Origin of the sequence: Pseudomonas sp. JS425 (assembly GCF_018223845.1) — a bacterium.
Taxonomy (GTDB): domain Bacteria; phylum Pseudomonadota; class Gammaproteobacteria; order Pseudomonadales; family Pseudomonadaceae; genus Aquipseudomonas; species Aquipseudomonas asiatica.
Genome location: NZ_CP073661.1, coordinates 3819175 through 3845097, shown reverse-complemented (window position 1 = coordinate 3845097; position 25923 = coordinate 3819175). Strand labels below are relative to the sequence as shown.

General features: G+C 63.1%; 25 protein-coding genes and 1 pseudogene. 9 read left to right on the top strand and 17 right to left on the bottom strand.

The window, feature by feature from the left end; genetic code table 11:
• Window positions 1-198 precede the first annotated feature (198 nt).
• Complete coding sequence (locus tag KDB76_RS17835; protein ID WP_013973051.1) at window positions 199-1260, bottom strand: YeiH family protein; 1062 nt, start codon at window positions 1258-1260, stop codon at window positions 199-201.
• A gap of 111 nt (window positions 1261-1371) precedes the next feature.
• On the opposite strand from KDB76_RS17835, the gene KDB76_RS17830 reads away from it, so the two are divergent.
• A complete protein-coding gene (locus KDB76_RS17830) occupies window positions 1372-2259 on the top strand; it encodes a LysR family transcriptional regulator (protein WP_023661049.1) in 888 nt (295 codons plus the stop codon).
• A gap of 85 nt (window positions 2260-2344) precedes the next feature.
• On the opposite strand, the gene KDB76_RS17825 is transcribed toward KDB76_RS17830, so the two are convergent.
• The 4 genes and pseudogenes from KDB76_RS17825 to KDB76_RS17810 all read right to left on the bottom strand — a co-directional run bounded on the left by KDB76_RS17825 (window position 2345) and on the right by KDB76_RS17810 (window position 6280).
• Window positions 2345-3037 carry a formyl transferase gene (locus KDB76_RS17825; protein WP_230397101.1) on the bottom strand — a complete coding sequence of 231 codons (693 nt, stop codon included), beginning with the start codon at window positions 3035-3037 and terminating at the stop codon, window positions 2345-2347.
• A 269-nt stretch (window positions 3038-3306) separates the two neighbouring features.
• A pseudogene (locus KDB76_RS17820) lies at window positions 3307-3843 on the bottom strand (universal stress protein); the annotation flags it as partial.
• Window positions 3844-4436: 593 nt separating this feature from the next.
• A complete protein-coding gene (gene pncB, locus KDB76_RS17815; RefSeq protein ID WP_013973046.1) occupies window positions 4437-5633 on the bottom strand; it encodes a nicotinate phosphoribosyltransferase in 1197 nt (398 codons plus the stop codon).
• Window positions 5630-6280 carry an isochorismatase family protein gene (locus tag KDB76_RS17810; protein ID WP_013973045.1) on the bottom strand — a complete coding sequence of 217 codons (651 nt, stop codon included), beginning with the start codon at window positions 6278-6280 and terminating at the stop codon, window positions 5630-5632. Before KDB76_RS17810 ends, pncB begins: the two co-directional genes overlap by 4 nt.
• Window positions 6281-6418: 138 nt before the next feature.
• Here KDB76_RS17810 and KDB76_RS17805 point away from each other — a divergent pair, with 138 nt between their 5' ends.
• Window positions 6419-7123 (top strand): NUDIX domain-containing protein, encoded by a 705-nt coding sequence (locus KDB76_RS17805; RefSeq protein ID WP_013973044.1) that lies wholly within the window; start codon window positions 6419-6421, stop codon window positions 7121-7123.
• A gap of 63 nt (window positions 7124-7186) precedes the next feature.
• On the opposite strand, the gene KDB76_RS17800 is transcribed toward KDB76_RS17805, so the two are convergent.
• On the bottom strand, window positions 7187-7786 hold the full coding sequence (locus tag KDB76_RS17800; RefSeq protein WP_023661047.1) for a helix-turn-helix domain-containing protein: 600 nt from the start codon (window positions 7784-7786) through the stop codon (window positions 7187-7189).
• A gap of 311 nt (window positions 7787-8097) precedes the next feature.
• Between KDB76_RS17800 and glnT the strand changes: the two genes are divergently transcribed.
• The 5 genes from glnT (at window position 8098) to KDB76_RS17775 (ending at window position 13905) form a co-directional block, all read left to right on the top strand.
• The gene (gene glnT, locus KDB76_RS17795; protein WP_013973042.1) at window positions 8098-9432 is read left to right on the top strand and encodes a type III glutamate--ammonia ligase; all 1335 of its coding nucleotides are present in this window, start codon (window positions 8098-8100) and stop codon (window positions 9430-9432) included.
• A gap of 66 nt (window positions 9433-9498) precedes the next feature.
• Window positions 9499-10404, top strand: coding sequence for a glutamine amidotransferase family protein (locus KDB76_RS17790; RefSeq protein WP_023661046.1), 906 nt, complete (start codon window positions 9499-9501; stop codon window positions 10402-10404).
• Between the two features lie 27 nt (window positions 10405-10431).
• A complete protein-coding gene (locus KDB76_RS17785) occupies window positions 10432-11106 on the top strand; it encodes a protein glxC (protein WP_013973040.1) in 675 nt (224 codons plus the stop codon).
• Between the two features lie 15 nt (window positions 11107-11121).
• Window positions 11122-12447: an FMN-binding glutamate synthase family protein gene (locus tag KDB76_RS17780; RefSeq protein ID WP_013973039.1), complete on the top strand. Its 1326-nt coding sequence runs from the start codon at window positions 11122-11124 to the stop codon at window positions 12445-12447.
• Between the two features lie 153 nt (window positions 12448-12600).
• Window positions 12601-13905 carry an ammonium transporter gene (locus tag KDB76_RS17775; RefSeq protein ID WP_013973038.1) on the top strand — a complete coding sequence of 435 codons (1305 nt, stop codon included), beginning with the start codon at window positions 12601-12603 and terminating at the stop codon, window positions 13903-13905.
• 126 nt (window positions 13906-14031) lie between these two features.
• Here the strand turns inward: KDB76_RS17775 and KDB76_RS17770 are convergent, their stop codons facing one another.
• Together KDB76_RS17770 and KDB76_RS17765 are read right to left on the bottom strand one after the other, a co-directional pair.
• Window positions 14032-15444: a cytosine permease gene (locus KDB76_RS17770; RefSeq protein ID WP_025338785.1), complete on the bottom strand. Its 1413-nt coding sequence runs from the start codon at window positions 15442-15444 to the stop codon at window positions 14032-14034.
• A gap of 414 nt (window positions 15445-15858) precedes the next feature.
• On the bottom strand, window positions 15859-16311 hold the full coding sequence (locus tag KDB76_RS17765; RefSeq protein WP_015270735.1) for an Lrp/AsnC family transcriptional regulator: 453 nt from the start codon (window positions 16309-16311) through the stop codon (window positions 15859-15861).
• Between the two features lie 112 nt (window positions 16312-16423).
• Between KDB76_RS17765 and KDB76_RS17760 the strand changes: the two genes are divergently transcribed.
• Window positions 16424-17038 carry a LysE family translocator gene (locus KDB76_RS17760; RefSeq protein WP_015270734.1) on the top strand — a complete coding sequence of 205 codons (615 nt, stop codon included), beginning with the start codon at window positions 16424-16426 and terminating at the stop codon, window positions 17036-17038.
• A gap of 130 nt (window positions 17039-17168) precedes the next feature.
• Complete coding sequence (locus KDB76_RS17755; protein WP_023660833.1) at window positions 17169-17801, top strand: LysE family translocator; 633 nt, start codon at window positions 17169-17171, stop codon at window positions 17799-17801.
• Between the two features lie 3 nt (window positions 17802-17804).
• Here the strand turns inward: KDB76_RS17755 and KDB76_RS17750 are convergent, their stop codons facing one another.
• From KDB76_RS17750 to KDB76_RS17715, 9 genes are all read right to left on the bottom strand, one after another.
• Window positions 17805-19586 carry an ATP-binding protein gene (locus KDB76_RS17750; protein ID WP_038409786.1) on the bottom strand — a complete coding sequence of 594 codons (1782 nt, stop codon included), beginning with the start codon at window positions 19584-19586 and terminating at the stop codon, window positions 17805-17807.
• A gap of 241 nt (window positions 19587-19827) precedes the next feature.
• Window positions 19828-20658, bottom strand: coding sequence for an IS3 family transposase (locus tag KDB76_RS17745; protein ID WP_230491506.1), 831 nt, complete (start codon window positions 20656-20658; stop codon window positions 19828-19830).
• An 8-nt stretch (window positions 20659-20666) separates the two neighbouring features.
• Complete coding sequence (locus KDB76_RS29890) at window positions 20667-20975, bottom strand: transposase (RefSeq protein ID WP_024086157.1); 309 nt, start codon at window positions 20973-20975, stop codon at window positions 20667-20669.
• A 110-nt stretch (window positions 20976-21085) separates the two neighbouring features.
• Window positions 21086-21649 carry an NUDIX hydrolase gene (locus tag KDB76_RS17740; protein ID WP_013973032.1) on the bottom strand — a complete coding sequence of 188 codons (564 nt, stop codon included), beginning with the start codon at window positions 21647-21649 and terminating at the stop codon, window positions 21086-21088.
• Window positions 21650-21670: 21 nt separating this feature from the next.
• Window positions 21671-22417, bottom strand: a complete 747-nt coding sequence (locus KDB76_RS17735; protein WP_013973031.1) for a GntR family transcriptional regulator — start codon at window positions 22415-22417, stop codon at window positions 21671-21673.
• Between the two features lie 90 nt (window positions 22418-22507).
• Window positions 22508-22897 (bottom strand): carboxymuconolactone decarboxylase family protein, encoded by a 390-nt coding sequence (locus KDB76_RS17730; protein ID WP_038409784.1) that lies wholly within the window; start codon window positions 22895-22897, stop codon window positions 22508-22510.
• Between the two features lie 151 nt (window positions 22898-23048).
• Complete coding sequence (locus KDB76_RS17725) at window positions 23049-23534, bottom strand: flavin reductase family protein (protein WP_003258675.1); 486 nt, start codon at window positions 23532-23534, stop codon at window positions 23049-23051.
• Between the two features lie 13 nt (window positions 23535-23547).
• Entirely contained in the window at window positions 23548-25029 is a 1482-nt protein-coding gene (locus KDB76_RS17720; RefSeq protein ID WP_024087305.1) for an aldehyde dehydrogenase, read from the bottom strand.
• Window positions 25026-25859 carry an alpha/beta fold hydrolase gene (locus KDB76_RS17715; RefSeq protein ID WP_013973028.1) on the bottom strand — a complete coding sequence of 278 codons (834 nt, stop codon included), beginning with the start codon at window positions 25857-25859 and terminating at the stop codon, window positions 25026-25028. Before KDB76_RS17715 ends, KDB76_RS17720 begins: the two co-directional genes overlap by 4 nt.
• Window positions 25860-25923: the final 64 nt, after the last annotated feature.

Below are 25923 nucleotides of genomic sequence, written 5' to 3'. Positions count from 1 at the left end.
TGCGGGTAAAACATCCTTCTTTGACAACACCATACCGAGAAATTTGGACGGCAACGAGGGGGAGCAACAAAAACCTCATCAGACCGAGCCGCCTGCTTCGCGGGTAAACCCGCTCCTACAGGTATCGCGTTGCTTTCAGAACCTGCGCCGTACCTGTGGGAGCGGGTTTACCCGCGAAGCAGGCGACTCGCTCTCAAATCATCCCAACAGCCTCTGCACGGCCAGGGTAATCGCCACGCCACCAAACACCAGCCAGAGGTTGAGAATCGCCCCGGTGGCCAGGGCCCGCGGCCCAGCCTGACGAATCTGGCTGAAGCGTGTCTCCATCCCCAGCGCGGTCATGGCCATGGTCAGGGCAAAGGTATCCAGGCTGTTGACCGCCTGCGTCACGCTGCCCGGCAACACCTGCAGCGAGTTCACCAGTACCAGCGCGAGGAAGCCGAAGGCGAACCAGGGCATGGCGATGCGCCCGTTGCCCTGTGCCTGGCCCGGCTGGCGCGCGCGGCTGATCCAGAGGCCCACCACCAGCAGCACCGGTACCAGCAGCATCACCCGGGTCATCTTGACGATGGTGGCGATATGCGTGGCCTCGGGGCTGACGTTGCTGGCCGCACCGACCACCTGGGCCACCTCGTGAATGGTGCCACCCAGGAACAGCCCGGCGCCCATGGTATCCAGGTGCAGCCAGCCGGCATTGATCGCCAATGGGTAGAGGAACATCGACAGGGTGCCGAACAGCACCACGCTACCAACCGCCATGGCGCTTTTATGCGGTGCGCTGCGCAGGGCCGACTCGAAGGCCAGAACCGCAGCGGCGCCGCAGATGGCGCTGCCTGCGGCGGTCAGCAAGGCGGTATCGCGGTCCAGCTTGAACAGCTTCATGCCACACCACAGGCCGATCAGCAGGGTGCTGGACACCACCAGCAACGACACGATGAGCCCGGACCAGCCGACTTCGGCTATTTCCTGCAGGCTTACCCGCAGGCCGAAGAAGGCCACGGCAATGCGCAGCAGGCCGCGGGCGGAAAAGTTGATACCCGCCGCCCAGCTGGCGGGAACGCCGTCACGCAGTGCATTGCCGTAAAGCGCACCGGCGACAATACCGACGATCAGCGGGCTGATACCCAGGTTGGCGATGGCGGGCAGGGCGGCCAATTGGGTGACCGCAAGCGCGAACAGCGCGACGAACAGGATGCCATTGAGCCGCCCTCGGGTAGAGAGGGTAGGTGCAAAGGCGGGGTTGGACGGAGCCGTGGCCATGTGAGTCCTCCGGAAAGGTGTTTCGACATGGCTTACGTTAATCTGGTTATAAGCTTATAAAAAATCGTAATTTGGGATGGCAAATATCCGTTTAGCTGATATTTTTCATTCATGACCCCAGAACAACTGATAACTTTCGCCACCGTCGCCGAGCACGGCAACATCAGCCATGCGGCCCAAGCCCTGCACTTGTCGCAGCCGGCGGTGTCTGGCCAGCTCAAACTGCTGCAGGAGGCCTTTGGCGAGCCGCTGTATCAGCGCGCCGGCCGTGGTGTGCGGCTTACAGCAGCTGGCGAGCAATTGCTGGCCCATGCCGAGCGCCTGCGCGAAACCTTCCGTCAGGCCCAGGCATTGCGCGAGGCCATGCGCGGGCTGGAGCGCGGTACCTTGCGCATCGGCGCCAGTACCACGCCGGCCAGCTATCTGCTGCCTTACCTGATTGCCGATTTCCATGCCCGCTACCCGGAGGTGCTGGTGAGCACTTCCAACGGCAATACGGCAGAAATCGTCGCTGCGCTGGACAGCGTCGATATCGCCCTGATCGAAGGGCCGCCTGGGCAGGAGCTGCCATTGGGGACGTCGGTGACGGCGTGGCGGGAAGACGAGATCGTGGCCATCGTGCCGCGTGGTCATCCTCTGGCTGGCAGTGACCGACACACGCTGGCGTCGCTGGGGGCTTACCCGTTGGTGCTGCGCGAGAGCGGCTCGGGTGTGCGGCAGATCGTCGAGCGGGCATTTGCCCGCAGCGGCGTGGCGATGCGCGTGGCGCTGGAAATTGCTGGCGTGGAAGGGGTGAAGGAGGCAGTGCGAGCCGGGATGGGGATTGGCTTTGTGTCGGCGATGTCGATCCGACATGAGGACGGGGCGTTGCAGCGGTTGCAGGTTATGCCGCAGGCGTTGGTGCGCCGGTTTTCCATTCTGGTGCCGCATGCAGCCACCCCGTCGCGGGCTGCGGCGCGGTTTCTGGAGTTGTGTGTTGGCCTGCAAGAGGTGGGGTGACTGTGCTGGCTTCTTCGCGGGCTTGCCCGCTCCCACAGGTTTCTCACGGTTCTTGAATGCGGTGCGGTACCCCGCCGCTCAGCTCTCAAAGCGTGTTTATCCGTAACGGAAATCCGTACGATTCGAAAAGATCCCATACGTCCTCGCGATCGAAGAGCCGCCACCCCAATGCCGTGAACCGCGTCAGGTCATCCTCGCTGGGAAAGGAGTAGTAGGCCCCGGCAGATCGATCTTGAGACGTTCCCGTCATAGGCTCATCGCGCTCCAGTCGCCTGATTGCGTTCAGGATGAGACGCGCGCCTGGTTGATAAAGTGAAAGGATGTGCCACAGCAAGGAGCGCTCCTTTTCGACTGCCACCCTGGCAGTCTCAATGATGCGACCAACGTCAATGCCGGGACTGTCGATCCAATGGAGCGTACAGCCGATCTCCGGGTCCCCGTTCAGCAGCGCCCGGAAGGTCGCCAGAACACCTCGATACTGAGGCAAGAGGCCAGAGTGAAGATTGAGGACGCCACGTGACGGAATTGCCAGCGCTTCATTCTTCAGGATTTGACCAAAGCGGATTGAGATGAACAGATCTGCTCCCGCGTCCTGCAGCATTTGCAGGCCCGCAGGATCACTCAAGCTGGGCAATACCCGTACAGGAACCCCAAAGCGTTGCTGCAGTTCTGCAAAACCGAATCGATGCCCGCTGCTGACCTGGTCGCTCGATCCGATTAATCCAGGGGCCAAGGCATTGAAGAAGTCCTGCTCGATCAATGCCAGTTGTCCGAGCATGCGTGACACGTTCCTGGCCGATCCCACTCTCTCCGAGAGGAATATTCCCACTGTGCTCTCGTGAATCTCGGGCAACAGTAAATTGAGAGTGAGGTTGCTCTCTACGTCCCGGTTCACCAGAAAAGCGATTCGCAACTTTAGACCTCCGGCAGACCTGCCTTTCAATCAGTTTCGGTATTCAGACCGAGCATAGTTGCATTTTCGTCATTCAAGTTGACTCTGCCGTTTGCTCCCGGGCTCATGCCCGGGAGCGGCTATCAGGCGTCTGCTCAGTGGTGAGCGGCCAGCGCTTCCAATTCACGGATGACATCCCAGGGTTTGAGCACCAGCACATCACTTTCCATGGCATCAAGTACTAATTCGGCGGTGTTACCTAGCAGTACGCCACTCAGGCCTCTGCGCGCCACGCTGCCGAGAACCGTGAGGGCGGCGCCTAGCTGATGGGCGACATGCGGAATCAGCTGGTCGGCAGGGCCTTCCGCAAGGTGCAGGTGTTGGTCGTCGATATCGAACTCGTCCTGATAGCCCTGGCACTGCTCATGGTAGAAGGTCAGGATGCTTTCCTTGAGCTGGAATATGGGGTCGGCTGCCGACAGCATCGGGTAAGGGTAGGCGCTCATCATGTGCAGGCTGGCATGACTGAGGTGGGCGATGTCGTGGCCGTGGCTGAGGATGCCAACCTGCAGCACACGATGCTTGAGGTCGTCGCTGCCGGCGTCAATGGCTGTAAGGATGGGGCGCTCTGTCCAAGGATTGGCATGCTTGACCATCAGCACCGGGCTCGGGCACCGGCGCAGCAAGTGCCAAAATGGTCAGGGCCAGGTCATCGTGCTGGTGTTGGGCCAACACCACCAGGGCGTTACGGGTGGTATGCATGGCGCCTCCCTGTACATTGAGTACGTTTTGGGGATGGCGCGGACGCTTCTCTAGTTGTCCCTGCGATAGGCATACGCGTCGATTATCGCGACTACATTCGGTTCACCGGATTCGGGAGCCGAATCTGCCTCTGCCAAGCATTGTCTCGCGTCGTGGTCGGGCATAACGCTAGTGCGCTGAACACGCCACGACTGGCAAGGTCATGAATGGACGGTATGTCCGGTAGTAGCGCCCGGTACTTTAGAGCCGCCTCCTTGCTCGGCCCGCCAATGGGGGGATCGCTGACCGGCCATATGACCAGTGAGTTTGGCGCGTACAGGACGATTGGGCAATGCAATCCGTCGCCCGCGTTATTCCAAATGGAAGTAGTGCCATATACGGTAGATATCGAGCCAAGTACAGTAAGCCCTGAGCTTTTGTGATGTGCAACCAGCTCTGATTTATCGCAGTACAAAGGGCGAGGAGTGGAAACGTTTAATTACAACATGCGTGTGCGCTTCCACTCGAAGAAGGGTGCCACCCTTCAGCAATTGAAAACATGTTTGAGGTACGCCACGAAGTTTTCATCCCGGCACTGTGTCTTGCCCGGGCTGTCGGAAATCTTGGCCACTGGTGCCCCATTGCAGGCCGTCATCTTGATCACGATATTCATCGGCTCCACGCCCGGGATATCGCAGGTCAGCCTGGTACCAATGCCAAAGCTCACATTGATCCGCTCATGCAGCGCCCGGTACAACCCCAGCGCCTTGGCAAGGTCCAGCCCGTCGGAAAAGATCAGGGTCTTGCTCTTGGGGTCGATCCCCAGCCGCTCATAGTGGGCAATGGCCTTTTCCGCCCAGGCCAGCGGATCACCCGAATCGTGCCGCAGGCCATCGAACAGCTTGGCGAAGTACAAGTCGAAGTCGCCCAGGAACGCGTCCATGGTAATGCAGTCGGTCAGGGCGATGCCCAGCAGCCCCCGGTACTCCCGCACCCAGCATTCCAGCGCGGCAGCCTGGCTGTCGACCAGGCGCGGGCCGAGTTGCTGGTGAGCCATGAACCACTCGTGCGCCATGGTGCCGATCGGCTTGAGCTGGTATTCGCGGGCCAGGTGCACGTTGCTGGTACCGACAAAGCGGCCCGGGAAGTCACGCTTCAGAATGTGCACCACCTCTTCTTGCACCCGGTAGGAGAAGCGCCGCCGGGTGCCGAAGTCGGCCAGTTGGAAACCGGCCAGTTCTTCGGCGCTGGCCTCGGCCTTCAGCCAGTCGAGGTTCTGATACAGGCGCTCGCGGACCTGCTCGATCACCACCTCGCGATAACGGTAGCGGTTGCGCACCTCGCTGATGATCGCCAGCAGCGGGATCTCGTAGAGAATCACGTGCAACCACGGCCCGCGCACGCGAATCGCCAGTTGCCCGGCATCATCCAGCCCCACCTGCACATAGCGCAGGTTGAAGCGGAACAGGCTGAGAAAACGGATGAAATCCGGTTTGATGAACGGGATCTTCTCCAGATAGGCGAGCTGGTCATGCGTGACGCTGACATCGGCCAGTTGCTCGACCTGATACCGGATTTCCGCCAGGTAAGGTGCGAGGTTCTCGCCGTTACGGCAGCGAAACTCCCATTCCACCTCGGCATTGGGGTAGTTGTGCAGCACCGCCTGCATCATGGTGATCTTGTAGAAATCGGTGTCCAGCAGGTTCTGGATGATGCGTGGGCCGAAAACGCTGTCGCTCATGGGCGGTCTTCCTTGATCAGAGAGAGCTGGTAGTCGAGCGCGGCTTCGTCGCCGCAGAGGATCACGCCCTCGGCGGCCAGGGCGCCACATGCTTCGATGGCGCCTGCCTGGGTGAGGGCGCGGCAGGCCGGCAGGTACAACAGCACCTGGAAGCCGGCCTGGCGCAATTGGCGCGCAGTGGTCCTGACGCAATAGTCCAGGGCCAGGCCACCGACGATCACCGCGCCCACCTGCTGCACCTTGAGGTACTCGATCACCCCGGTGGAGCGGCGTTCGGCCAGGTCGTGGTAGCAGGCGCCGTAGGGGTGCAGGTCGGGCTCGACGCCTTTCCATACGAAATAGTCATAGTCGATGGGGGCCGGCAGGCCGGGCAGCAACTCGAAGCCGGGTGTGCCGGGCACGCAGTGGCTGACCCAGGTCAGGTCGGCGTTGGCCAGCTGCAGGGGCTGCAGCATGTGCGCGGGGTCGGCGACTACCCAGGCGGCGTTGGCCGGGTGGGCGTCCTTGCTGCCCAGGCGCAGGTCGGCGCGTAACGCCATGGTATTAAGATCTACCGCGATTTCATCGCCTTCAGGAACCGGCAGTTCTTGTGGCACGTTGTTGGTGAAGCCGTTCTGGGCGTCGACATCGAAACTGGCGATCTTCATGGCGGTTCTCCTTGCTGACATGGCTATATAGTTCACCTGGTGTATTAAGTATGTCAAGTGCCATCTTGTTCGGGATTTGTTGTTGCCTTACTTATACACCCTGGTGGATTATGAAGGCCTTGAACAAGGAGTCCCCCGGTGAATGCAGTCGAAGTCCTGGCCAGCGTCGATATCGTCGCCCTGCGCATGGCCCCCGAAGCTCAGCATCTGCAGGTGCTGTTGCACCGTCGTGAGCGTGAACCGCATGCCGGCCAATGGGCCTTGCCCGGGGTGATCGTCAATGGCCGCACCCCCGACACCAGCCTGGAAGCTGCGGCCGAGCGTGCACTGCGCGAGAAAACCCAGGTTGTACCGTGCTACATGGAACAGGTAGGTACCGAGGGCAATGCCTTTCGCGACCCGCGTGGATGGTCACTCAGCACCTACTACCTGGCTTTGCTCGAGCCCGGGCAGGCCGTCGAGGGCGAGCAACTGGCGTTTTTCGACTTGGACAGCGTATTGGCGCGCAAGGTGCTGTTGCCCTTTGATCACAACCTGTTGGTGGAGCGCGCCCGTGAGCGGCTGGCGGCGAAGACGGTGTACAGCAGCCTGCCGCTGTACCTGCTGGCGGAGAAGTTCACTGTGCTGGATGCGCTAGGCGCGATGCAGGCTTGCCTGGGGCAGGCGGTGAACAACACCTCGCTGCGCAAACGCCTGGAGCGCTTGCGCGAGCTGGGGTGGGTGAGGGACACCGGGGAGAAGAACCAGCCCAGGCTGGGCCGGCCGCAGCAGTTATATCAGTACACGCCACAGGGGGAGCGGGCGTTCATGTTCGATCGCAGTCTGCTGCCTGAGGGCGCTTAGTCGCTTGCATCAGTGTGCGCAGCGGTTGGCATCCTGTTCTCCGCGGGTGCCTGGCGCGCCGCGTCACTCGTCGCTGTAGTTCATGATCGACAACAGGCGGATGGGTACTTGCACCAACTGCTCGGGGCCGTGCGGGGTCTCGCCGTCGAAGGTCAGGCTGTCACCGGCCTGCATGTGATAGAGCTGGTTGCCGTGCCGGTACACCAGTTCACCCTCCAGCAAGTGGAGGAACTCGGTGCCGGGGTGGGCGAAGGTCGGGAACTCTTCGCTGGCGTCGTCCATGCTCACCATGTACGCCTCGAAGTTCTTCTTCGGCCCCCTGGCGTGATTGAGCAAATGGTAGGTGTGGCCTTTCTCGGTACCGCGGCGCACCACCTCCAGCCCTTCACCGGCTTTCACCAACAAGGCATTGCCGTCGGGCTGGTCATATTGGCTGAACAGCTTGGCCATCGGCATGCCCAGCACATCGCACAGGCGGCTGAGGGTGTCGAGGCTGGTTGATACCTGGGCGTTCTCGATCTTGCTGAGCATGCCTTGGCTGATGCCGGCGATGCGCGCCACGTCGGCGAGCTTGAGGGACTGGGCCTGGCGCTGGCGCTTGATCTGCAGGCCCAGGTACTGCTCCAGGCGAAGGCGCGGTTCGGTTTCGGTTTCGGTTGGCATCGAATGTCCTGCACGGTTTCAGTTCAAGAATAAAGTTTTCGCACTGGGAAAGTGCGAAATGCAGCTACGGTGGCTGCATCTTTCCTCGGGTGAAAACAAGTTTCCCATAAATGGAGCATGGAAATCTGCTTGGGTTTTGGGTTGCCGGTGCGGACCTCTTCGCGGGTGAACCCGCTCCCACAGGCGCGCGAAGAGACCCGAACAGGCACAAGGTTGCACCCTGAACAAAGTTGGCAAGCGCATTGCATTCCTGCTAGGAAAGTAAGTTTCTCATGCGGAATCATTGCCCCTTGCCCAGGAGTGTTCAACCCATGTTGCCAGCAGAAACCCAGCGCACCCTCGATCAGCACGGCATCAAGTACGTGCTGGCACAGTTCGTCGATATCCATGGCTCGGCGAAGACCAAATCGGTGCCGGTCTCGGGCCTGAAGATGGTGGCCGAGGAGGGCGCCGGCTTTGCCGGGTTCGCCATCTGCGGCATGGGCATGGAGCCGCACGGCCCCGACTTCATGGCCCGCGGCGACCTTTCCACCTTGATCCCGGTACCGTGGCAGCCCGGCTACGGCCGGGTGGTGTGCGTAGGCCACGTGAACGGCCAACCCTGGCCCTACGACAGCCGTCATGTGTTGCAGCAGCAGGTGCAGCGCCTGGCCGACAAGGGCTGGACCCTGAACACCGGCCTGGAACCCGAATTCAGCCTGTTCCGCCGCGACGAGGATGGCAAGCTGCAACTGGTGGATGCCTCCGACAACCTCGACAAGCCGTGCTACGACTACAAGGGCCTGTCGCGTTCGCGGCTGTTCCTCGAGCGCCTGACCGAGGCGTTGCAGCCGGTGGGCTTCGACATCTACCAGATCGACCACGAGGACGCCAACGGCCAGTTCGAGATCAACTACACCTACAGCGACGCCATGGAGTCGGCCGATCGCTTCACCTTCTTCCGCATGGCCGCCGGCGAGATCGCCAACGACCTGGGCATGATCTGTTCGTTCATGCCCAAGCCCGACCCCAAGCGCGCCGGCAATGGCATGCACTTCCACCTGTCGCTGGCCAGCAGCACCAACAAGAACCTGTTCCATGACCCGTCCGACAGCAGCGGCATGGGCCTGTCGAAGCTGGCCTACCACTTTGCCGCAGGCCTGCTGGCCCATGGCCCGGCGCTGTGCGCCTTCGCCGCACCCACGGTCAACTCGTACAAGCGCCTGGTGGTCGGCCGCTCGCTTTCCGGCGCCACCTGGGCCCCGGCGTTTGTCGCCTACGGCGCCAACAACCGCTCGGCGATGGTGCGCATCCCTTATGGCCGCCTGGAGTTCCGCCTGCCGGACGCTGGCTGCAACCCCTACCTGGTCACCGCCGCGATCATTGCCGCCGGCCTCGATGGCATCGACCGCCAACTGGAGCCGGGCGAGATGTGCAACGAGAACCTCTACAACCTGAGCCTGGAAGAGATTGCCGCACGTGGCATCAAGACCTTGCCGCAGTCGTTGAAGGAAGCCGCCGACGCCCTGGAGGCCGACCCGCTGTTCCGCGAAGTGCTGGGCGCCGAGATCGTCGATGAGTTCATCAAGCTCAAGCGCATGGAGTGGGTGGAGTACTGCCGCCACGTCTCCGACTGGGAAATCCAGCGTTACACCGAATTCTTCTGAGCGCCCCCAATCCCTTGGGCAGCCAGCACGAAAGCGGTCGCCCACTGCCTAGTAAGGAGCATCATCATGTGTGGAATCGTAGGTCTGTACCTGAAAAAAACCGAGCTGGAAGCCCAGCTCGGCAAGCTCTTCGAACCCATGCTCGAAGCCATGACCGACCGTGGCCCGGACAGCGCCGGCTTTGCCATCTACGGCGACGAAGTGGCCGATGGCTGGGTCAAGCTGACCCTGCAGGCCACTGACGTCAACTACCCCTGGGCGGCCCTGATGGGCCAGCTGGAAGGGCGCCTGGGCTGCTCGCTGGACTGGTTCCAGAACGCCAGCGCTGCAGTGCTCAAGGTACACACCCGCGAGGCGTCGGCCCGCCAGGCCCTGAGCGAACTGGCCCCTGACGTGCGCATCATGAGCGCCGGGCAGAGCATCGAGATCCTCAAGGGCATGGGCCTGCCGGCGGAAATCTCCAGCCGCTTCGGCCTGGTCGGCATGAAAGGCAGCCACATCATCGGCCATACCCGCATGGCCACCGAAAGCGCCGTGACCATGGAGGGCAGCCACCCGTTCTCCACCGGCGCCGACCTGTGCCTGGTGCACAACGGCTCGCTATCCAACCACTTCCGCCTGCGCCAGAAGCTCAAGCGCGAAGGCATCAGCTTCGAGACCGACAACGACACCGAAGTGGCCGCCGGCTACCTGACCTGGCGCCTGCAGCAGGGCGACAGCCTGGCCCAGGCCCTGGATGGCGCCCTGGAAGACCTGGACGGCTTCTTCACCTTTGCCATCGGCACCCGCAATGGCTTTGCCGTGATCCGCGACCCGATCGCCTGCAAACCCGCCGTGCTGGCCGAGACCGACGACTACGTGGCCATGGCCTCGGAGTACCAGGCACTGGCCAGCCTGCCGGGCATCGAGCACGCCAAGGTCTGGGAACCGGCCCCGGCCACCCTGTACGTCTGGGAACGCGAAAGCGCCTGACCTGCCACCGAACCACTGGAGAACCACATGAATACGATCGACCTTTCCAGCACCTCGGTGCGTGTCCTCAACCAGTCCCTGCACGGTGAGGTGCAGGACCACGAATGGCGGGTGACCCACCCCGACGGCAAGCACAACCTGGCCGTGGGCATCAACGCCGCCGTGGCCGTGGATATCGAAGGCCACGCCGGCTACTACTGCGCCGGCATGAACCAGCAGGCCAGCGTCACCGTGCATGGCAACGTCGGTGTCGGCGTGGCCGAGAACATGATGTCCGGCACGGTACGGGTCAAGGGCAGCGCCTCCCAGGCCGCCGGCGCCACAGCCCATGGCGGGTTGCTGGTGATCGAGGGTGATGCCGGCGCGCGCTGCGGTATTTCCATGAAGGGCGTGGATATTGTCGTCGGCGGCAGCATCGGCCACATGAGCTGCTTCATGGGCCAGGCCGGGCGTTTGGTGGTGTGTGGCGATGCCGGCGATGCGCTGGGCGATTCGCTGTACGAGGTGCGCATCTACGTCAAGGGCTCGGTGCAGTCACTGGGTTCGGACTGCATCGAGAAAGAGATGCGCGCCGAGCATCTGCAAGAGCTGCAGGAACTGCTGAACAAGGCCGGCCTGGACCACAAGGCTGCCGATTTCAAACGCTACGGCTCGGCTCGCCAGCTGTACAACTTCAAAGTCGACAACGCCAGCGCGTACTGATCCAGGAGCATTCCCATGAGCGAGCAATTCCCCCCGGTACTGCGTGAGTCGGCCACCTTCGACCGCCTGACCATCCAGGAAATCCAGCGTGCCGCCGAAACCGGCATCTACGACATCCGCGGCGGCGGCACCAAGCGCCGCGTGCCGCACTTCGACGACCTGCTGCTGCTCGGTGCCAGCGTGTCGCGCTACCCGCTGGAAGGCTACCGCGAGAAGTGCGGCACCGATGTGCTGCTGGGCACCCGCTTCGCCAAGAAGCCGATCCACCTGAAAATTCCGGTGACCATCGCCGGCATGAGCTTTGGCGCGCTGTCGGCCAACGCCAAAGAGGCCTTGGGCCGTGGTGCGACCATCGCCGGCACCAGCACCACCACTGGCGACGGCGGCATGACCCCGGAGGAACGCGGCCAGTCGCAGCACCTGGTGTACCAGTACCTGCCGTCGCGCTATGGCATGAACCCCGACGACCTGCGCAAGGCCGATGCCATCGAGATCGTCCTCGGCCAGGGTGCCAAGCCGGGCGGTGGCGGCATGCTGCTCGGCATGAAGGTGACCGAGCGGGTGGCGGGCATGCGCACCTTGCCGATCGGCGTCGACCAGCGTAGCGCCTGTCGCCACCCGGACTGGACCGGGCCGGATGACCTGGCGATCAAGATTGCCGAGATCCGCGAGATCACCGACTGGGAAAAACCCATCTACGTGAAGATCGGCGCCAGCCGCCCGTACTACGACGTGAAGCTGGCGGTGAAGGCCGGTGCCGATGTGATCGTGCTCGACGGCATGCAGGGCGGTACCGCCGCGACTCAGGAAGTGTTCATCGAGCACGTCGGCATCCCGATCCTGCCGGCCATTCCGCAGGCAGTGCAGGCGCTGCAGGAAATGGGCATGCACCGCAAGGTGCAGCTGATCGTTTCCGGGGGTATTCGCAATGGCGCCGACGTGGCCAAGGCCATGGCCCTCGGGGCTGATGCGGTGGCCATTGGTACTGCGGCGTTGATCGCGCTGGGTGACAACCACCCGCGGCTGGATGCCGAACTGAAGAAGATCGGTTCTGCGGCCGGTTTCTATGACGACTGGCAGAACGGCCGCGACCCGGCCGGCATTACCACCCAGGACCCGGAGCTGGCCAGGCGCCTGAACCCGGAGGAGGCCGGGCGCCGGCTGGCCAACTACTTGCGGGTGCTTGTGCTGGAGGCGCAGACCATGGCGCGGGCGTGTGGCAAGTCGCACTTGCACAACCTCGACCCGGAGGACCTGGTGGCGTTGACCGTGGAGGCTGCGGCGATGGCACGGGTGCCGTTGGCGGGGACCGCCTGGGTGCCGGGGCAGGCGCAGTATTGAGTTGACCGTCGGGGGCCGCTTTGCGGCCCTTTCGCGACCCAAGGCCGCTCCTACAGGGGACCGCGTATCGCCCCCCTGCAGGAGCGGCCTTGGGTCGCGATGGGCTGCAAGGCAGCCCCAGAGCACCTCCACCATTCACACAGGAGTGACTCCATGAAGCACCTCACCCTCGCTGTAATGTTGTTAGCCCTGACCACCCGGGCCCACGCCGCCGACCCCACCCTGGACACCGGCAACACCGCCTGGATGATCTGCGCCGCGATGTTCGTGCTGATGATGTGCATCCCGGGCCTGGCACTGTTCTACGGTGGCATGGTGCGGGCCAAGAACTTCCTCTCGGTATTCACCCAGTTGTTCGCGGTGGCCGGGGTGATCGGCATTCTCTGGGTGCTGTTCGGCTACAGCCTGGTGGTAGACACCACCGGCATGGTCGAGGGCCAGCTGACCCTCAACAGCTTCATTGGCGGGCTGGGCAAGGCGCTGATGCTGGACATCGGCCATGACAGCCTGGTCGGCACCATCCCCGAAGGCGTGTTCGCAGTGTTCCAGCTGACCTTCGCCATCATTACCCCGGCGCTGATTGCCGGTGGTTTTGCCGAACGCATGAAGTTCAGTGCTTCGTTGCTGTTCATGGCCGCCTGGTTCGTGCTGGTGTACGCGCCGATCGCGCACATGGTCTGGGGCGGGCCGGGGGCGTTGATGGTCAACTGGGGTGTGCTGGACTTTGCCGGCGGTACCGCCGTGCATATCAACTCCGGCGTGGCAGCGCTGGCTGCGGCGTTGATGCTGGGCAAGCGCAAGGGCTACCCGCAGGTGGCCATGCCGCCGCACAACCTCGGTTTCACCCTGGTGGGCGCCGGGTTGCTGTGGGTGGGCTGGTTCGGCTTCAACGTCGGCTCGGGGCTCGCGGCCAACCAGGCGGCAGGGGTGGTGATGCTGGCGACCATGGTGGCGGCCTGTGCGGGGATTGTCGGCTGGTTGCTGACCGAGAAGGTGGCGCATGGTCGGCCGACGGCCTTGGGTGCGGCTTCAGGGGCTTTGGCAGGGTTGGTCGGCATTACCCCGGCCTGTGCATTCGTCGGGCCGTTGGGCGCGCTGGTGATCGGGTTGTTGACCGGGGCCATCTGCTTCTTTGCCGTGACCCGGTTGAAACAGGCGCTGGGTTATGACGACAGCCTGGATGTGTTCGGCCTGCATGGCGTGGGCGGAATGGTCGGCGCGATCCTTACCGGGGTCTTTGCCGCGCCTGCGTTGGGCGGCTATGTGGAGGGTGCATCACCGGTCGGGCAGGCATTGGTGCAGTTGAAGGGGGTGGCGTTCACCTTCGTGTATTGCTTTGTGGTGAGTTGGGCGATTCTGGGGGCGATCAAGCTGACCATCGGCCTTCGGGCCAGCCGGGAAGAGGAAGAACAGGGGCTGGACCTGGCGGAGCACAATGAGCGGGCCTACAACCTCTGATTGATGTGTTGCCTGTACCGGCCTATTCGCGGGTAAACCCGCTCCCACAGGGAAAGCACAGATCCTGAGACGTGCGCTATCCCTGTAGGAGCGGGTTCACCCGCGAAGAGGCCGGGACAGTTTGAATCAGTGCCCCATGGCCACCTTGGCACTCATCTGCCGGCGACGGTAGGCGCTATCACGGCTGGCCAGCCACCAGTAAAGCGGCGAAGTAACCGCCAGCCCCACCAGCCACGACAGGTCCGCTCCGTTGATATGCTCGGAAATCGGCCCGACATACAGCGGCGTGTTCATGAACGGGATCTGCACCACGATGCCCACGGCATAGGCGATCAGCGCCTGCGGGTTGTAGCGCCCGTAGATACCGCCATCGACCTGGAAGATCGACTGGATATCGTAGTCACCCTTGTGGATGGCATAGAAGTCGATCAGGTTGATTGCTGTCCACGGCACCAGCACCACCAGCAGCACCAGCACCATGTCGACGAAGTGGCCGATGAAGTCCGCCGAGGCGAACACCGCCACCACGCAGCAGGCCGTCAGTACTACCAGCGACAGCACGGCGCGGCTCTTGGCGGTGGGGATCCAGCGGTGGGCGAAGGTTTGCACCAGGGTGATGATCGACAGCACTGCGCCATACAGGTTGAGTGCGTTGTGGCTGATCACGCTGAGCAGGAACAGCACCAGCATGATCGGGCCGAGGGTACCGGTGGCCAGCTTGACTGCATCCATGGTGTCCATGCCGGCCGGGATCGCCAGCACCGCCACGGCGCCGAAGATGAACGACAGGCTCGAACCCAGGGCCGAGCCCAGGTAGGTAGTCCAGAACGTCGAGCTGACCTTCACGTCCGCCGGCAGGTAGCGCGAGTAGTCCGACACGTAGGGTGCAAAGGCGATCTGCCACAGCGCCGCCAGTGACACGGTGGCCAGCCAGCCGGCCAGGTTGAAGCCGCCGCGGGTGAGGAAGTCGTCGCTTTGCACGTGGCTGAAGATGTAGCCGAAGCCGACCACGATGCCGATACCCAGCACCCAGGTGCCGATGCGGTTGAGCACGTGGATGAAGCGGTAGCCGATGATGCCGATGATGCCCGAGCCCAGCGCACCGATGACGATGCCCACCGGTACCGGCACGGCATCGACCACGCCGTGCAGCGACTTGCCGGCGAGGACGATGTTGGAGGCGAAGAAGCCGATGTACATGACCCCGGCGATCACCACCACCAGCAGCGCGCCGAGCGAGCCGAACTGGGCGCGGCTCTGGATCATCTGCGGGATGCCCATCTGCGGGCCCTGGGCCGAGTGCAGCGCCATCAGTACGCCACCGACCAGGTGGCCGACCAGGATCGCGACGATGCCCCACACCAGGTTCAGGTGGAACAGTTGCACACCCAGCGCGCCTGTGACGATGGGTAGCGGCGCTATGTTGCCACCGAACCACAGTGTGAACAGATCCCTTACCTTTCCATGGCGGTCTTGCGGGGGCACGTAGCCGATCGTGTGTTTTTCTATGAGGGGTGCCGAATTGGCTGCACTGGTCATGACTGACTCCAAGGCAAGGTAGGGCATCGGGAGCTGCCCGGGGGCGTGCCGGCGAAGGGCGACGCGTTCTTGTTGGAGCGATGATGCGGGGCGCGGGGATAACGAGAAATTAGTAAATATGTGCCCATAAACCTTAAAAAACCTAAGGCTGACAAAAGGTTAAGCGGGGGACGGTAGCAAGGAGGGTGCCAGGGTGCGGGAGGGCTTGGGCTAGAGGGGTTTGGGCAATAAGGAGGTAAGAAGCGGTGTGCTTTTCTGGGGCGCCGTGCGCGTTTGCAGGGCAGATAAAAATGTCGCCCGTGTCGGCCCTTTCGCGGGTAAACCCGCTCCCACCTTGACCGCATTGATTTCAAGTCATGCGCATTACCTGTGGGAGCGGGTTCACCCGCGAAAGGGCCGGCTCAGGCAACAACGCTACATCGGCAACAACCGATCCTGAATCACCTCTTTCATCACCAGCGTCGAACTCAACCGTTTCACATTGGGAATGCTGGTCAGCTGCTCGTCATACAGCTTCTGGAACGCCGGCAAATCCTTGGCCACCACATGCAGCAGGTAATCCGGGTCGCCAAACAGCCGCTGCGCCTCGACGATCTGCGGGATTTCGGCCAGCGCCGCTTCAAAGTCCGCTACCGGCTGGCGAGTGACTTCGCGCAGGGTCACGAACACCAGCGCGGCAAAGTTCAACCCCAGGGCGCTCGGCGCCAAGCGGGCGTGATAGCCAAGAATCGCCCCGGACTCCTCCAGCGCCTTCAAGCGCCGGTGGCAGGGCGACAGGCTGAGCCCCACACGGTCGGCCAGTTCGGTCACCGATAGCCGACCATCTTTTTGCAGCTCGGCAAGAATTTTTCGATCGGTCCTGTCCATTGAGAAGGAACTTCCAGTAATTGAGGGCTGTTGGGGAATATACGAAAGAAAATCCCTCGGCGGAATCCGTAATCTTTCGTCATCCCAAAGCAGTGGAAAAAGGAAGATTCAAGTGGCTCTCAGTGTTCTGACGGCGTTCTGGGCCGTGTCGATGCTGTTCGTGATTACGCCGGGCGCGGACTGGGCCTATGCCATTTCGGCCGGCATGCGGGGGCGCTGGGTGATGCCTGCGGTGGCGGGGATGTTGTCGGGGCACTTCCTTGCGACTCTGGTGGTGGCGGCAGGGGTCGGCAGCCTGCTGGCCGGCCACCCGCTGGCGCTGACCTTGCTGACCCTGGCGGGGTGTAGCTACCTGCTGTGGCTGGGTGGCAACCTGCTGCTGAGCCCGGCCTTGCCGGCGGCCGGGCAGGATGGTGCGGGGGAGTCGGGGTCTCGCTGGGCATTGAAAGGGTTTTGCGTCAGTGGCCTGAACCCGAAAGTGTTTTTGCTGTTCCTGGCGTTGTTGCCGCAGTTCACCGACCCGCAGTCGAGCTGGCCGGTGCCGTTGCAGATCTTGCTGCTGGGCCTGGTGCACCTGTGCAGCTCGTTGGTGATCTACTCGCTGGTCGGTTATGGCGCCAAAGCCGTGTTGAGCACCCGGCCGGGGGCGGCGAAGCTGGTCGGGCGGGTGTCGGGGGTGGCGATGATCACGGTGGCCCTGGGCTTGATAGCCGGCCAGATCAGCTGACTCACTGGCGTGCGTTGGCCGCTCCTACAGGTTGCCGCGTTAACCTGGCAGGCGAGAGCCAAGGGTAAAGACGACATGCATGGCCTCGGATAAACTCGCAGCACTTCAACGCACAACCAGGATGTGCCCCATGCCCGAAACCACGCAACTGCTCACCTTCGCCCTGATCTGCCTCGGCATGGTCCTGACCCCAGGGCCGAACATGATCTACCTGATCTCCCGATCGATCTGCCAGGGCCGCAAGGCCGGTCTGATTTCGTTGGGTGGTGTGGCCCTTGGCTTCGTCATCTACATGTTCTGCGCCGCGCTGGGTATCACCGCCCTGGTGATGGCCGTGCCTTTTGCCTACGACGCGCTGCGCATCGGTGGCGCGCTGTACCTGTTGTACCTGGCCTGGCAGGCGCTGCGCCCTGGTGGCCGGTCGCCGTTCCAGGTTCGCGACCTGCCTGCCGACAGCCCGCGGCGGCTGTTCACCATGGGCTTTGCCACCAGCCTGCTAAACCCCAAGATCGCCGTCATGTACCTGTCGTTGATGCCGCAGTTCATCGAGCCGGGGCATGGCAGCGTGCTGCTGCAGTCGCTGGTGCTGGGGTCGACGCAGATCGCCATCAGCGTTTCGGTCAATGCACTGATCGCGATCATGGCCGGGTCGATCGCCGTATTCCTCGCCGGTCGCCCGCTGTGGCAGCAGGTTCAGCGCTGGCTGATGGGTACGGTGCTGGCGGGCCTGGCCGTGCGCATGCTGGCCGAAGGGCGGCGTTGACCGCTAGACCTCAGGCGGCGGCTCCTGGGGCAGGTACAAGGTAAAGGTGGTGCCCTGGCCCGGCACACTCTTCACCTGCACATCGCCCCCGGACTGCCTGGCAAAACCGAACACCTGCGACAGCCCGAGCCCGGTGCCTTCACCCGGTGCCTTGGTAGTGAAGAACGGGTCGAAGATACGCTCCAGCAGTTCGGTGGCAATGCCGACACCGCTGTCGCTCACCGAAATCGCCGCGAACGGGCCCGGCTGTGGCGCCTGGCCGCGCAGGGCGGGCAGTGACTGGTCAGCCTGCAGGCGCAGCTGCAAGGTGCCTTCGCCGGCCATGGCGTCGCGGCCGTTGAGCATCAGGTTGATTACCGCGGTTTCCAGTTGATTGAGGTCGGCGCGGATATGGCAAGGCGCCTGTGGCAACTGCAGCTCGACCTGGATCCGCGCACCGGTGGCAGTGTCGAGCATGTCGGCCATGGCCTCCAGCCGTGGCCCTGCCTCGAACACTTGCGGGCTCAAGGCCTGGCGGCGGGCGAAGGCCAGTAATTGGCCGGTCAGCTTGGAACCGCGGTCGACAGTGTCGGACATGGTCTTGAGATAGCGTTCGCGACGCTGTGCATCGAGGTTGGGGCGCTGCAGAAAATGCAGCGACGAGCGAATGATGGTCAGCAGGTTGTTGAAGTCATGAGCCACGCCACCGGTAAGTTGGCCAATGGCTTCGAGCTTCTGGGTCTGGCGCAGCACGGCTTCTGTGTGCAGCAACTGGCTGGTGCGTTCATCCACGCGCTGTTCGAGGGTGGCATTCAGCGCCTCCAGTGCCGCCATGGCTTCGCGGACCTCGGCGTGGGCCTGTACCCGCTGGATATGCGCCCAGCAGCGCTCGGTGACTTCACTGATCAGCGTCTGTTCATAGTGGGTCCACTCCCGTGGCACCTTGTCGTGTATGGCCATCAGCGCGGTCAGTCGGCCGCCTTTGATCAGGGGCATGCAAATGGTCGCGGTAATGCCGATGGCCTGGAAGGTGGCAGCTTCCTCCGGGGACAGCTCGCTAAGGTTGTCCTGGATGACCAACGGCAGGCCATTGCGCAGGCGGCCGAGCGCCAGCTTGCCAAAATCCTGCAATCGATAGCGGCCCAACAGATGCGGCGAGCCCGGCGCCACGGCGTCACCGCAGATGGTGAAACCGTCTTCGTCGGGCTCCATCACCGCATAGGCGCAACTCGACAGTTGCAGGTGCTCGACCAGCATGCGCGTGGTAGTGGCAAGGATCTGGTCCGGGTCGGTGGCGCCTGCCACGGCGCGGCCCAGGTCGTCGAGGAAGTTCAGGCGCTGGTTGGCGAGCACGCTGGCGGTGGTTTCGGTGACTGTATCGAGCATGCCCAGCACCTTGCCGTCGTGGTCGCGTATGGGGCTGTAGCAGAAGGTGAAATAGGCCCGTTCGGGGCCGCCGTTGCGGTCGATGACGAGCGGGAAGTCTTCGATGTACACCGCCTCGCCGGCCAGGGCGCGGTTGGCCATGTGGCCGATGTCGGCCCAGGCCTCCTGCCACACGGCGCGGAAGGGGATGCCCAATGCCGAGGGCTTTTGCCCGAGTATCTGCGAGAAGGCGTCGTTGTGCAGTGTGAGCAGGTCAGGGCCCCAGAGCACGGCTTGCGGAAAGCGCGAGGCCAGGCACAGGGCCAGGCTGGTTTTCAGCGGGTCGGGCCAGTGCTCCAGCGGGCCCAGCGGGGTGGCGGCCCAATCGTGGTTGCGGATGCGCTCGGCCATCAGACCGCCGCCGTCTAGCCATTTTGCCATGTGCTCTGCTGGTCCTTTTTGCGTAAGGCCTTAAGGGGGCATCCAGAATAGACGTTTGGCGAGAATTTTTGGGGCTGTACCGGCCTCTTCGCGGGTAAACCCGCTCCCACAGGGATAGCACCTTGCTCAAGGTATGCACCGTACCTGTGGGAGACGTTTGGCGAGAATTTTTGGTGGCTGTACCGGCCTCTTCGCGGGTAAACTGTTCTGGTCAAGTATTTCCGGACACCGGTTACGGTGATCAAGCCGCCTGCTGCTCCATAGCTATTGGTGACAGGTAGTCGTTGTAGCTGTGGAGCCTGATTCGGTTGTATCGCATGAAGAAGCTGGTCATGTCCTGCTTGGCTTCTTCAATTTCCTTGTAGCCCTTGGGCGGCACCCATTCTGACTTGAGCGTTCCAAAGAAACGCTCTGTTGGTGCGTTGTCCCAGCATTGTCCCCTGCGACTCATGCTCTGCGTTATGCCATGCTCAAGCAGCTCGGACTGGAAGCGCTGGCTGGTGTATTGGCAGCCTTGATCCGAGTGAAACATCAAGCCTGTATGCTTGCCCCTAACCCCTACTGCCATCCTCAGTGCCTTGCTAACCAAGTTGGCGTCGTTGATCAGGGAAAACGCCCAGCCAACGATCCGACGCGCAAACAAGTCAATCACTACTGCCAGGTGATACCAGCGCTTCCCGACCATCAAACTGGTCACGTCACCGCACCAGACCTGGTTAATTGCTGTTGGCTCAAAGTTGCGTTCGAGCAGGTTCTTGGCCACAAACGCTTCAACACCTTTGGAGCGATTCCGATGAGGACGACGCTGCTTGCTTTCCAGATTTGCCTCCTCCATGAGTTTTCCGGCCAGATACCGTCCCACCTTGAGCTGCTGGGCCTTCAGGTACTCAGAGATCATTCTCGCGCCCGCGCTTCCCCTGCTTTCGACGTGCAGCTGAACTACTTTCTCTCTGAGTTCGTCACGCTTGGTATTCGGTGTTGAACGACGGCGAAGCCAGTCATAAAACGCGCTACGGGATACGCTCAGCGCACTGCAAAGAAGGCTGGTCGGATACGAGCCTGACTCTCTCAGTTCCTCAATCAGGAAAAACGATCGGGATCCGACATCAAGAGAGCCGTAGCCTTTTTTAAGATTTCAGCCTCGGTCTCCAGGCGCTTGATCTTGGCTCGCAGCTGCTGGAGCTCGCGCTGTTCGTCGCTGATCGCTTTGGTACCGGCTACTGGCTGGCCCTTGTGTCGCTCTTTACGCACCTGATCAACCCAGCGGCGCAGGGCTGTAGGGCCGACGTCCATTGAGGCGCAGACGTCGGGAATCGAGCAGTGGTCATCAAGGACCATGCTGGCAGCACGTTGCTTGAACTCGCGGGTGTAGGTCTTTCGTTCTTGCATGGAACCTCCTGATTGGGCGAATCATATCGCCCTTAAGAGGTGTCCGGGATCATTAGGCCAGTTCAGATCATTAGGCCAGTTCAGTTTACCCGCGAAGAGGCCGGTACAAGCTAGCGAATGAAGTGCACCTTGCCAGTGTCGTCATTGCCCATGTAGATGCCATAAACCCCAGCCTGCCGCTCGAGGATATAGCGCTCGAGAATCTGCCGGATTGCCGGATAGTAGATTTCATCCCACGGGATCTCGTCCGGCTCGAAGAACCTGTAGGCCAGCGTTTCCGCCCCGTACTGCCCGGTTTCCTCGGTGGCGATGGCGCGGAAGATGATGTAGACCTCGCTTATCTTCGGGACGCTGAAGATCGAGTACGGCGAGACGATTTCGGCACGTACGCCGCTTTCTTCCCAGACCTCGCGCAGGGCTGCCTGCTCGGTGGTTTCGCCGGCCTCCATGAACCCGGCCGGCAAGGTCCAGGTGCCGGGGCGCGGCGGGATGGCGCGCTGGCACAGCAGGTACTTGCCATCACGCTCGATGATGCAGCCGGCGATGATCTTCGGGTTGATGTAGTGGATGTAGCCGCAGCCGGTGCAGTGCAGGCGTTCGTGGGTGTCGCCTGTGGGAACGCCCCGGGCCAGTTCCGTGGTGCAGTGCGGGCAGTAGCGCGGGGCGTTGGGCATGATCGGTGGCCTGTGGGTTGCTTATATGCGGGGATCCTTCAAGGCCAGGGGCTCGACCATCTCGCGCACCTTGACGTTGTCATCCTGCTTCTGGCGCAGGTAGTCCAGGGCCACCTTGGCGGCGGCGCGGACGTGGTCGACCGAGGCCTGGTGGGCAACCAGCGGGTCGCCGCTCTTGATCGCCTCGACGATCTTTTCCATTTCGCGGTTGCTGGCGCCGCGGCGGTTCTCCTGCGACACCGAGGTGGCGCGCAGGTAGCTGATGCGCGCCTGCAACTGGCGCAGCTGCTGGGCTGCCACCTGGTTGCCGGAGCCTTCCAGCAGCACATCGTAGAAGCCTTGTACCGAGTCCAGCACCTGTTGCAGCTCGCCTTCCTCGAGGGCTTCGCGGTTGACCTCCAGCGCGCGTTCCAGGGCGCGGATGTCCTTGGCCTTTGCGTTCAGGGTGAACAGCTGCACGATCAGGCCTTCGAGCACGCAGCGCAGCTCGTAGATGTCGCGGGCGTCCTCCAGGGTGATGATGGCCACGCGCGGGCCCTTGGCGTCGGCGAATTCCACCAGGCCTTCGGATTCCAGGTGGCGCAGGGCTTCACGCACCGAGGTGCGGCTGACGCCGAGGCGGTCGCAGAGGTCGCGCTCGACCAGGCGATCGCCTGGCAGCAGGTGGAAGTTCATGATCGCGGCGCGCAGCTTGTCGAGCACGATTTCGCGCAGGGTAACGGGGTTGCGATTGACCTTGAAGCTGTCGTCGAGTGGCTGGCGTTTCATCAAGTGCGCTCTTAAAGAGGCTGCCCGGCCGCAACCGCAACAGCACCACGAACCTTGGGTGCTCCTTGCGTGGGTTCGAACAGCCCGATGTTAACGGGTTGACTCCGCATCGGCTTCAGCGAACGCTTCGCGGGCCAGGCGGAAACTGTCCACCGCCGCGGGCATGCCGCAATAAATGCCGACCTGGAGCAGGATCTCGCGAATCTGTTCACGGCTCAGGCCATTACGCAAGGCGCCGCGAATGTGCAGCTTGAGCTCGTGGGGCCGGTTGAGCGCGGAAATCATGGCCAAGTTTATCATGCTGCGCTCTTTGAGCGACAAGCCTTCGCGGCCCCAGACGTGGCCCCAGCAGTATTCGGTGACCAGCTCCTGCAACGGCTTGGTGAAGTCGTCGGCGTTCTGGATCGAGCGGTTGACGTAGTCCTCGCCCAGTACCTGGGTGCGGATCTGCAGGCCTTTTTCGTACTTTTCATTGCTCATGTGCAGTACTCCGGATTTAAACAGGGTCATTTGCGTTGGCTTCTTCGCGGGTGAACCCGCTCCCACAGGTACTGCACAGGTTTCAGCATCTGTGCGATCCCTGTGGGAGCGGGTTTACCCGCGAAGAAGCCAACGCCGAGCTCAAGGTCCATCAGCCCAGGGGCGGCAGGGCGCCCAGCTTGCCCTTGTGGTAGACCATCGGGGTCACCGGCTCGGCCGGCAGCACCAGGTTCTTCACCGCGCCGACGATGATCGCGTGGTCACCGCCGTCGTACTCGCGCCACAGCTCGCATTCGATGATCGCCGTGGCCTTGGCCAGCAGCGGGTTGCCCAGCTCGCTCAGGTGCCAGTCGATGCCTTTGGCCTTGTCCTTGCCCTTGCCGGCGAAGGCATAGGCCTCGGCGGTCTGGTCGGCGGACAGCAGGTGAATCGCGAACTGCTTGCTGTCACGCAGGATGGGGTAGGTGTCGGAGGCGTAGTTGGGGCAGAACAGCACCAGCGCCGGGTCGATCGACAGCGCGCTGAACGCGCTGGCGGTGATGCCGACGATGCCACCGTCGGCGTCCAGGGTGGTGACCACGGTGACGCCGGACGGGAACGAGCCCATCACGTCTTTGTAGATGCCTGGTTCGATCATCTCGTGCTACCTCTTAGCGCATCACAAACGGGTCGGGCATCGGCGCCGTGGACAGGTTGATCCACACCGTCTTCAGCTCGGTATAGGCCAGCACCGAATCGATGCCGCTCTCACGGCCGTAGCCGCTGTTCTTGAACCCGCCGATCGGCGCCATGGCCGACACGGCACGGTAGGTGTTGACCCAGATGATCCCCGAACGCACGTCGCGGGCCAGGCGGTGGGCACGGCCCAGGTCGCGGGTCCAGATGCCGGCGGCCAGGCCGAACTGCGAGTCGTTGGCGATGGCCAGGGCCTCTTCCTCGGTCTTGAAGCGGATTACCGCGGCAACCGGGCCGAACACCTCTTCCTGCATGATGGTCATCGAGTTGCTGTCGCACTCGAACAGGGTCGGCTCGTAGAACCAGCCATCACCCTCGACCTCGGCACGCTTGCCGCCCATGTGCAGCTTGGCGCCTTCGGCCTTGGCAGCGGCCACCAGGCCTTCGACCACGGCCAGCTGTTGCGCGGTGGCCATGGGGCCCATTTCGCTGGCATCGTCCTGCGGGTTGCCGATGCGGATGCGCCTGGCGCGGGCGATCAGGCGTTCGACGAACTCGTCGAAGATCTCGTCCTGCACCAGCAGGCGCGAGCCGGCCACGCAGCTTTGCCCGGAGGCAGCATAAATGCCTGCCACGGCGCCGTTGATGGCGCTGTCCAGGTCGGCATCGGCGAAGATGATGTTCGGCGACTTGCCGCCCAGCTCCAGCGACAGCTTGGCGAAGTTCTCGGCGCTGCTGCGCACCACGTGGCGGGCGGTGGCGGCGCCGCCGGTGAAGGCGATCTTGCGCACCAGCGGGTGGCGGGTCAGCGCCGCGCCGGTGCTGGGGCCGTAGCCGGTGACCACGTTGACCACACCAGCCGGGAAGCCGGCCTCGAGGGCCAGGCGGGCCAGCTCGAGGATGGTCGCCGAGGCGTGTTCGGACGGCTTGAGCACGATGGTGTTGCCGGCGGCCAGGGCCGGGGCCAGCTTGATGGCGGTGAGGTACAGCGGGCTGTTCCACGGGATGATCCCGGCCACCACGCCGATCGGCTCGTGCACGGTGTAGGCGAACAGGTCGGGCTTGTCCAGCGGCAGGGTGCCGCCTTCAAGCTTGTCGGCTAGGCCTGCGGTGTAGTGGAAGAACTCTGGCAGGTAGCCGACCTGGCCGCGGGTTTCGCGGATCAGCTTGCCGTTGTCACGGCTTTCCAGCTGGGCCAGGTGTTCCTTGTTTTCGGCAATCAGGTCACCCAGGCGACGCAGCAGCTTGCCGCGCGCGGTGGCGGTGATGCTGCGCCACTCCTTGCTGTCGAAGGCGCGCTGGGCGGCCTGCACGGCCAGCTCGACATCGGCCTCGTCGGCGTCGGGCAGTTGCGCCCAGGCCTGGGCGGTGGCCGGGTTGAGGCTGTCGAAGGTCTTGCCGCTCTGGGCATCGCGCCATTGGCCGTCGATGCACATCTGGAAACGAACGAGGGTCATGCAACAATCCCCTTGGCGGATTCGGTGAGGGTGCGGGCTTGCGCGAGGAAGTCCAGCAGCATCTTGTTGACTTCACGCGGTGCTTCCACCGGCATCATATGCCGTTGCTCGGCGAGGACCACGCTGTGTGCGCCAGGAATGCTGGCGGCGAGCTGGCGGGTCATGGCCGGGGTGGAGCCCGAGTCGAGTTCGCCGGTGGCGATCAGCGTCGGCACCTGGATGCTGGCCAGGTCGGCGGCGCGGTACATGTCCTGGGTGGCGAACAGCGAATAAGTGGTGTGGTAGCCCTGCGGGTCGTTGCTCGCCAGCACCTGGCGAATGGCGGCGACCTGCGCCGGGTTGGCAGCCTTGTATTCACGGCTGAACCAGCGGTCGAGCGCGGCGTCGACGTTGGCGTCGGGGCCAAGCTGCGCAGCCTGGGCGGCGCGGGCGATAACGCCGGCACTCTGCTCGGGGGTGCGGTTGAACACGCTGTTGAGCACTACCAGTGCAGCCAGGCGCTGTGGGTATTCGAGGGCGAACGCCCGGGCGACCAGGCCGCCCATGGAAAAGCCGATCACGGTGGCTTGCGCGATCTGCAGGTGGTCGAGCAGTTCGGCGAGTTGCGCGGCATAACCTTCCAGGCCGATGTCGGCGGCTGGCAGCGCGCTCTGGCCGTGGCCGAGCATGTCGTAGGCGATGACGCGGTAGTCGTTGGCCAGGCCAACGAACTGACCGCCCCACATTTCCTTGTTCAGGCCCACGCCGTGGATCAGTACCACAGGTTGGCCCTGGCCGACGGACAGGTAGCTGGTGCCGGCGGGTGTGCGTTCAGCGACAGGCTGAATCATGGAGGGCGCTCCTTGAAGGTCGGGCGCGGCGGGTAAGCACGCCACGCCCCGGCCCGTCTTGGTT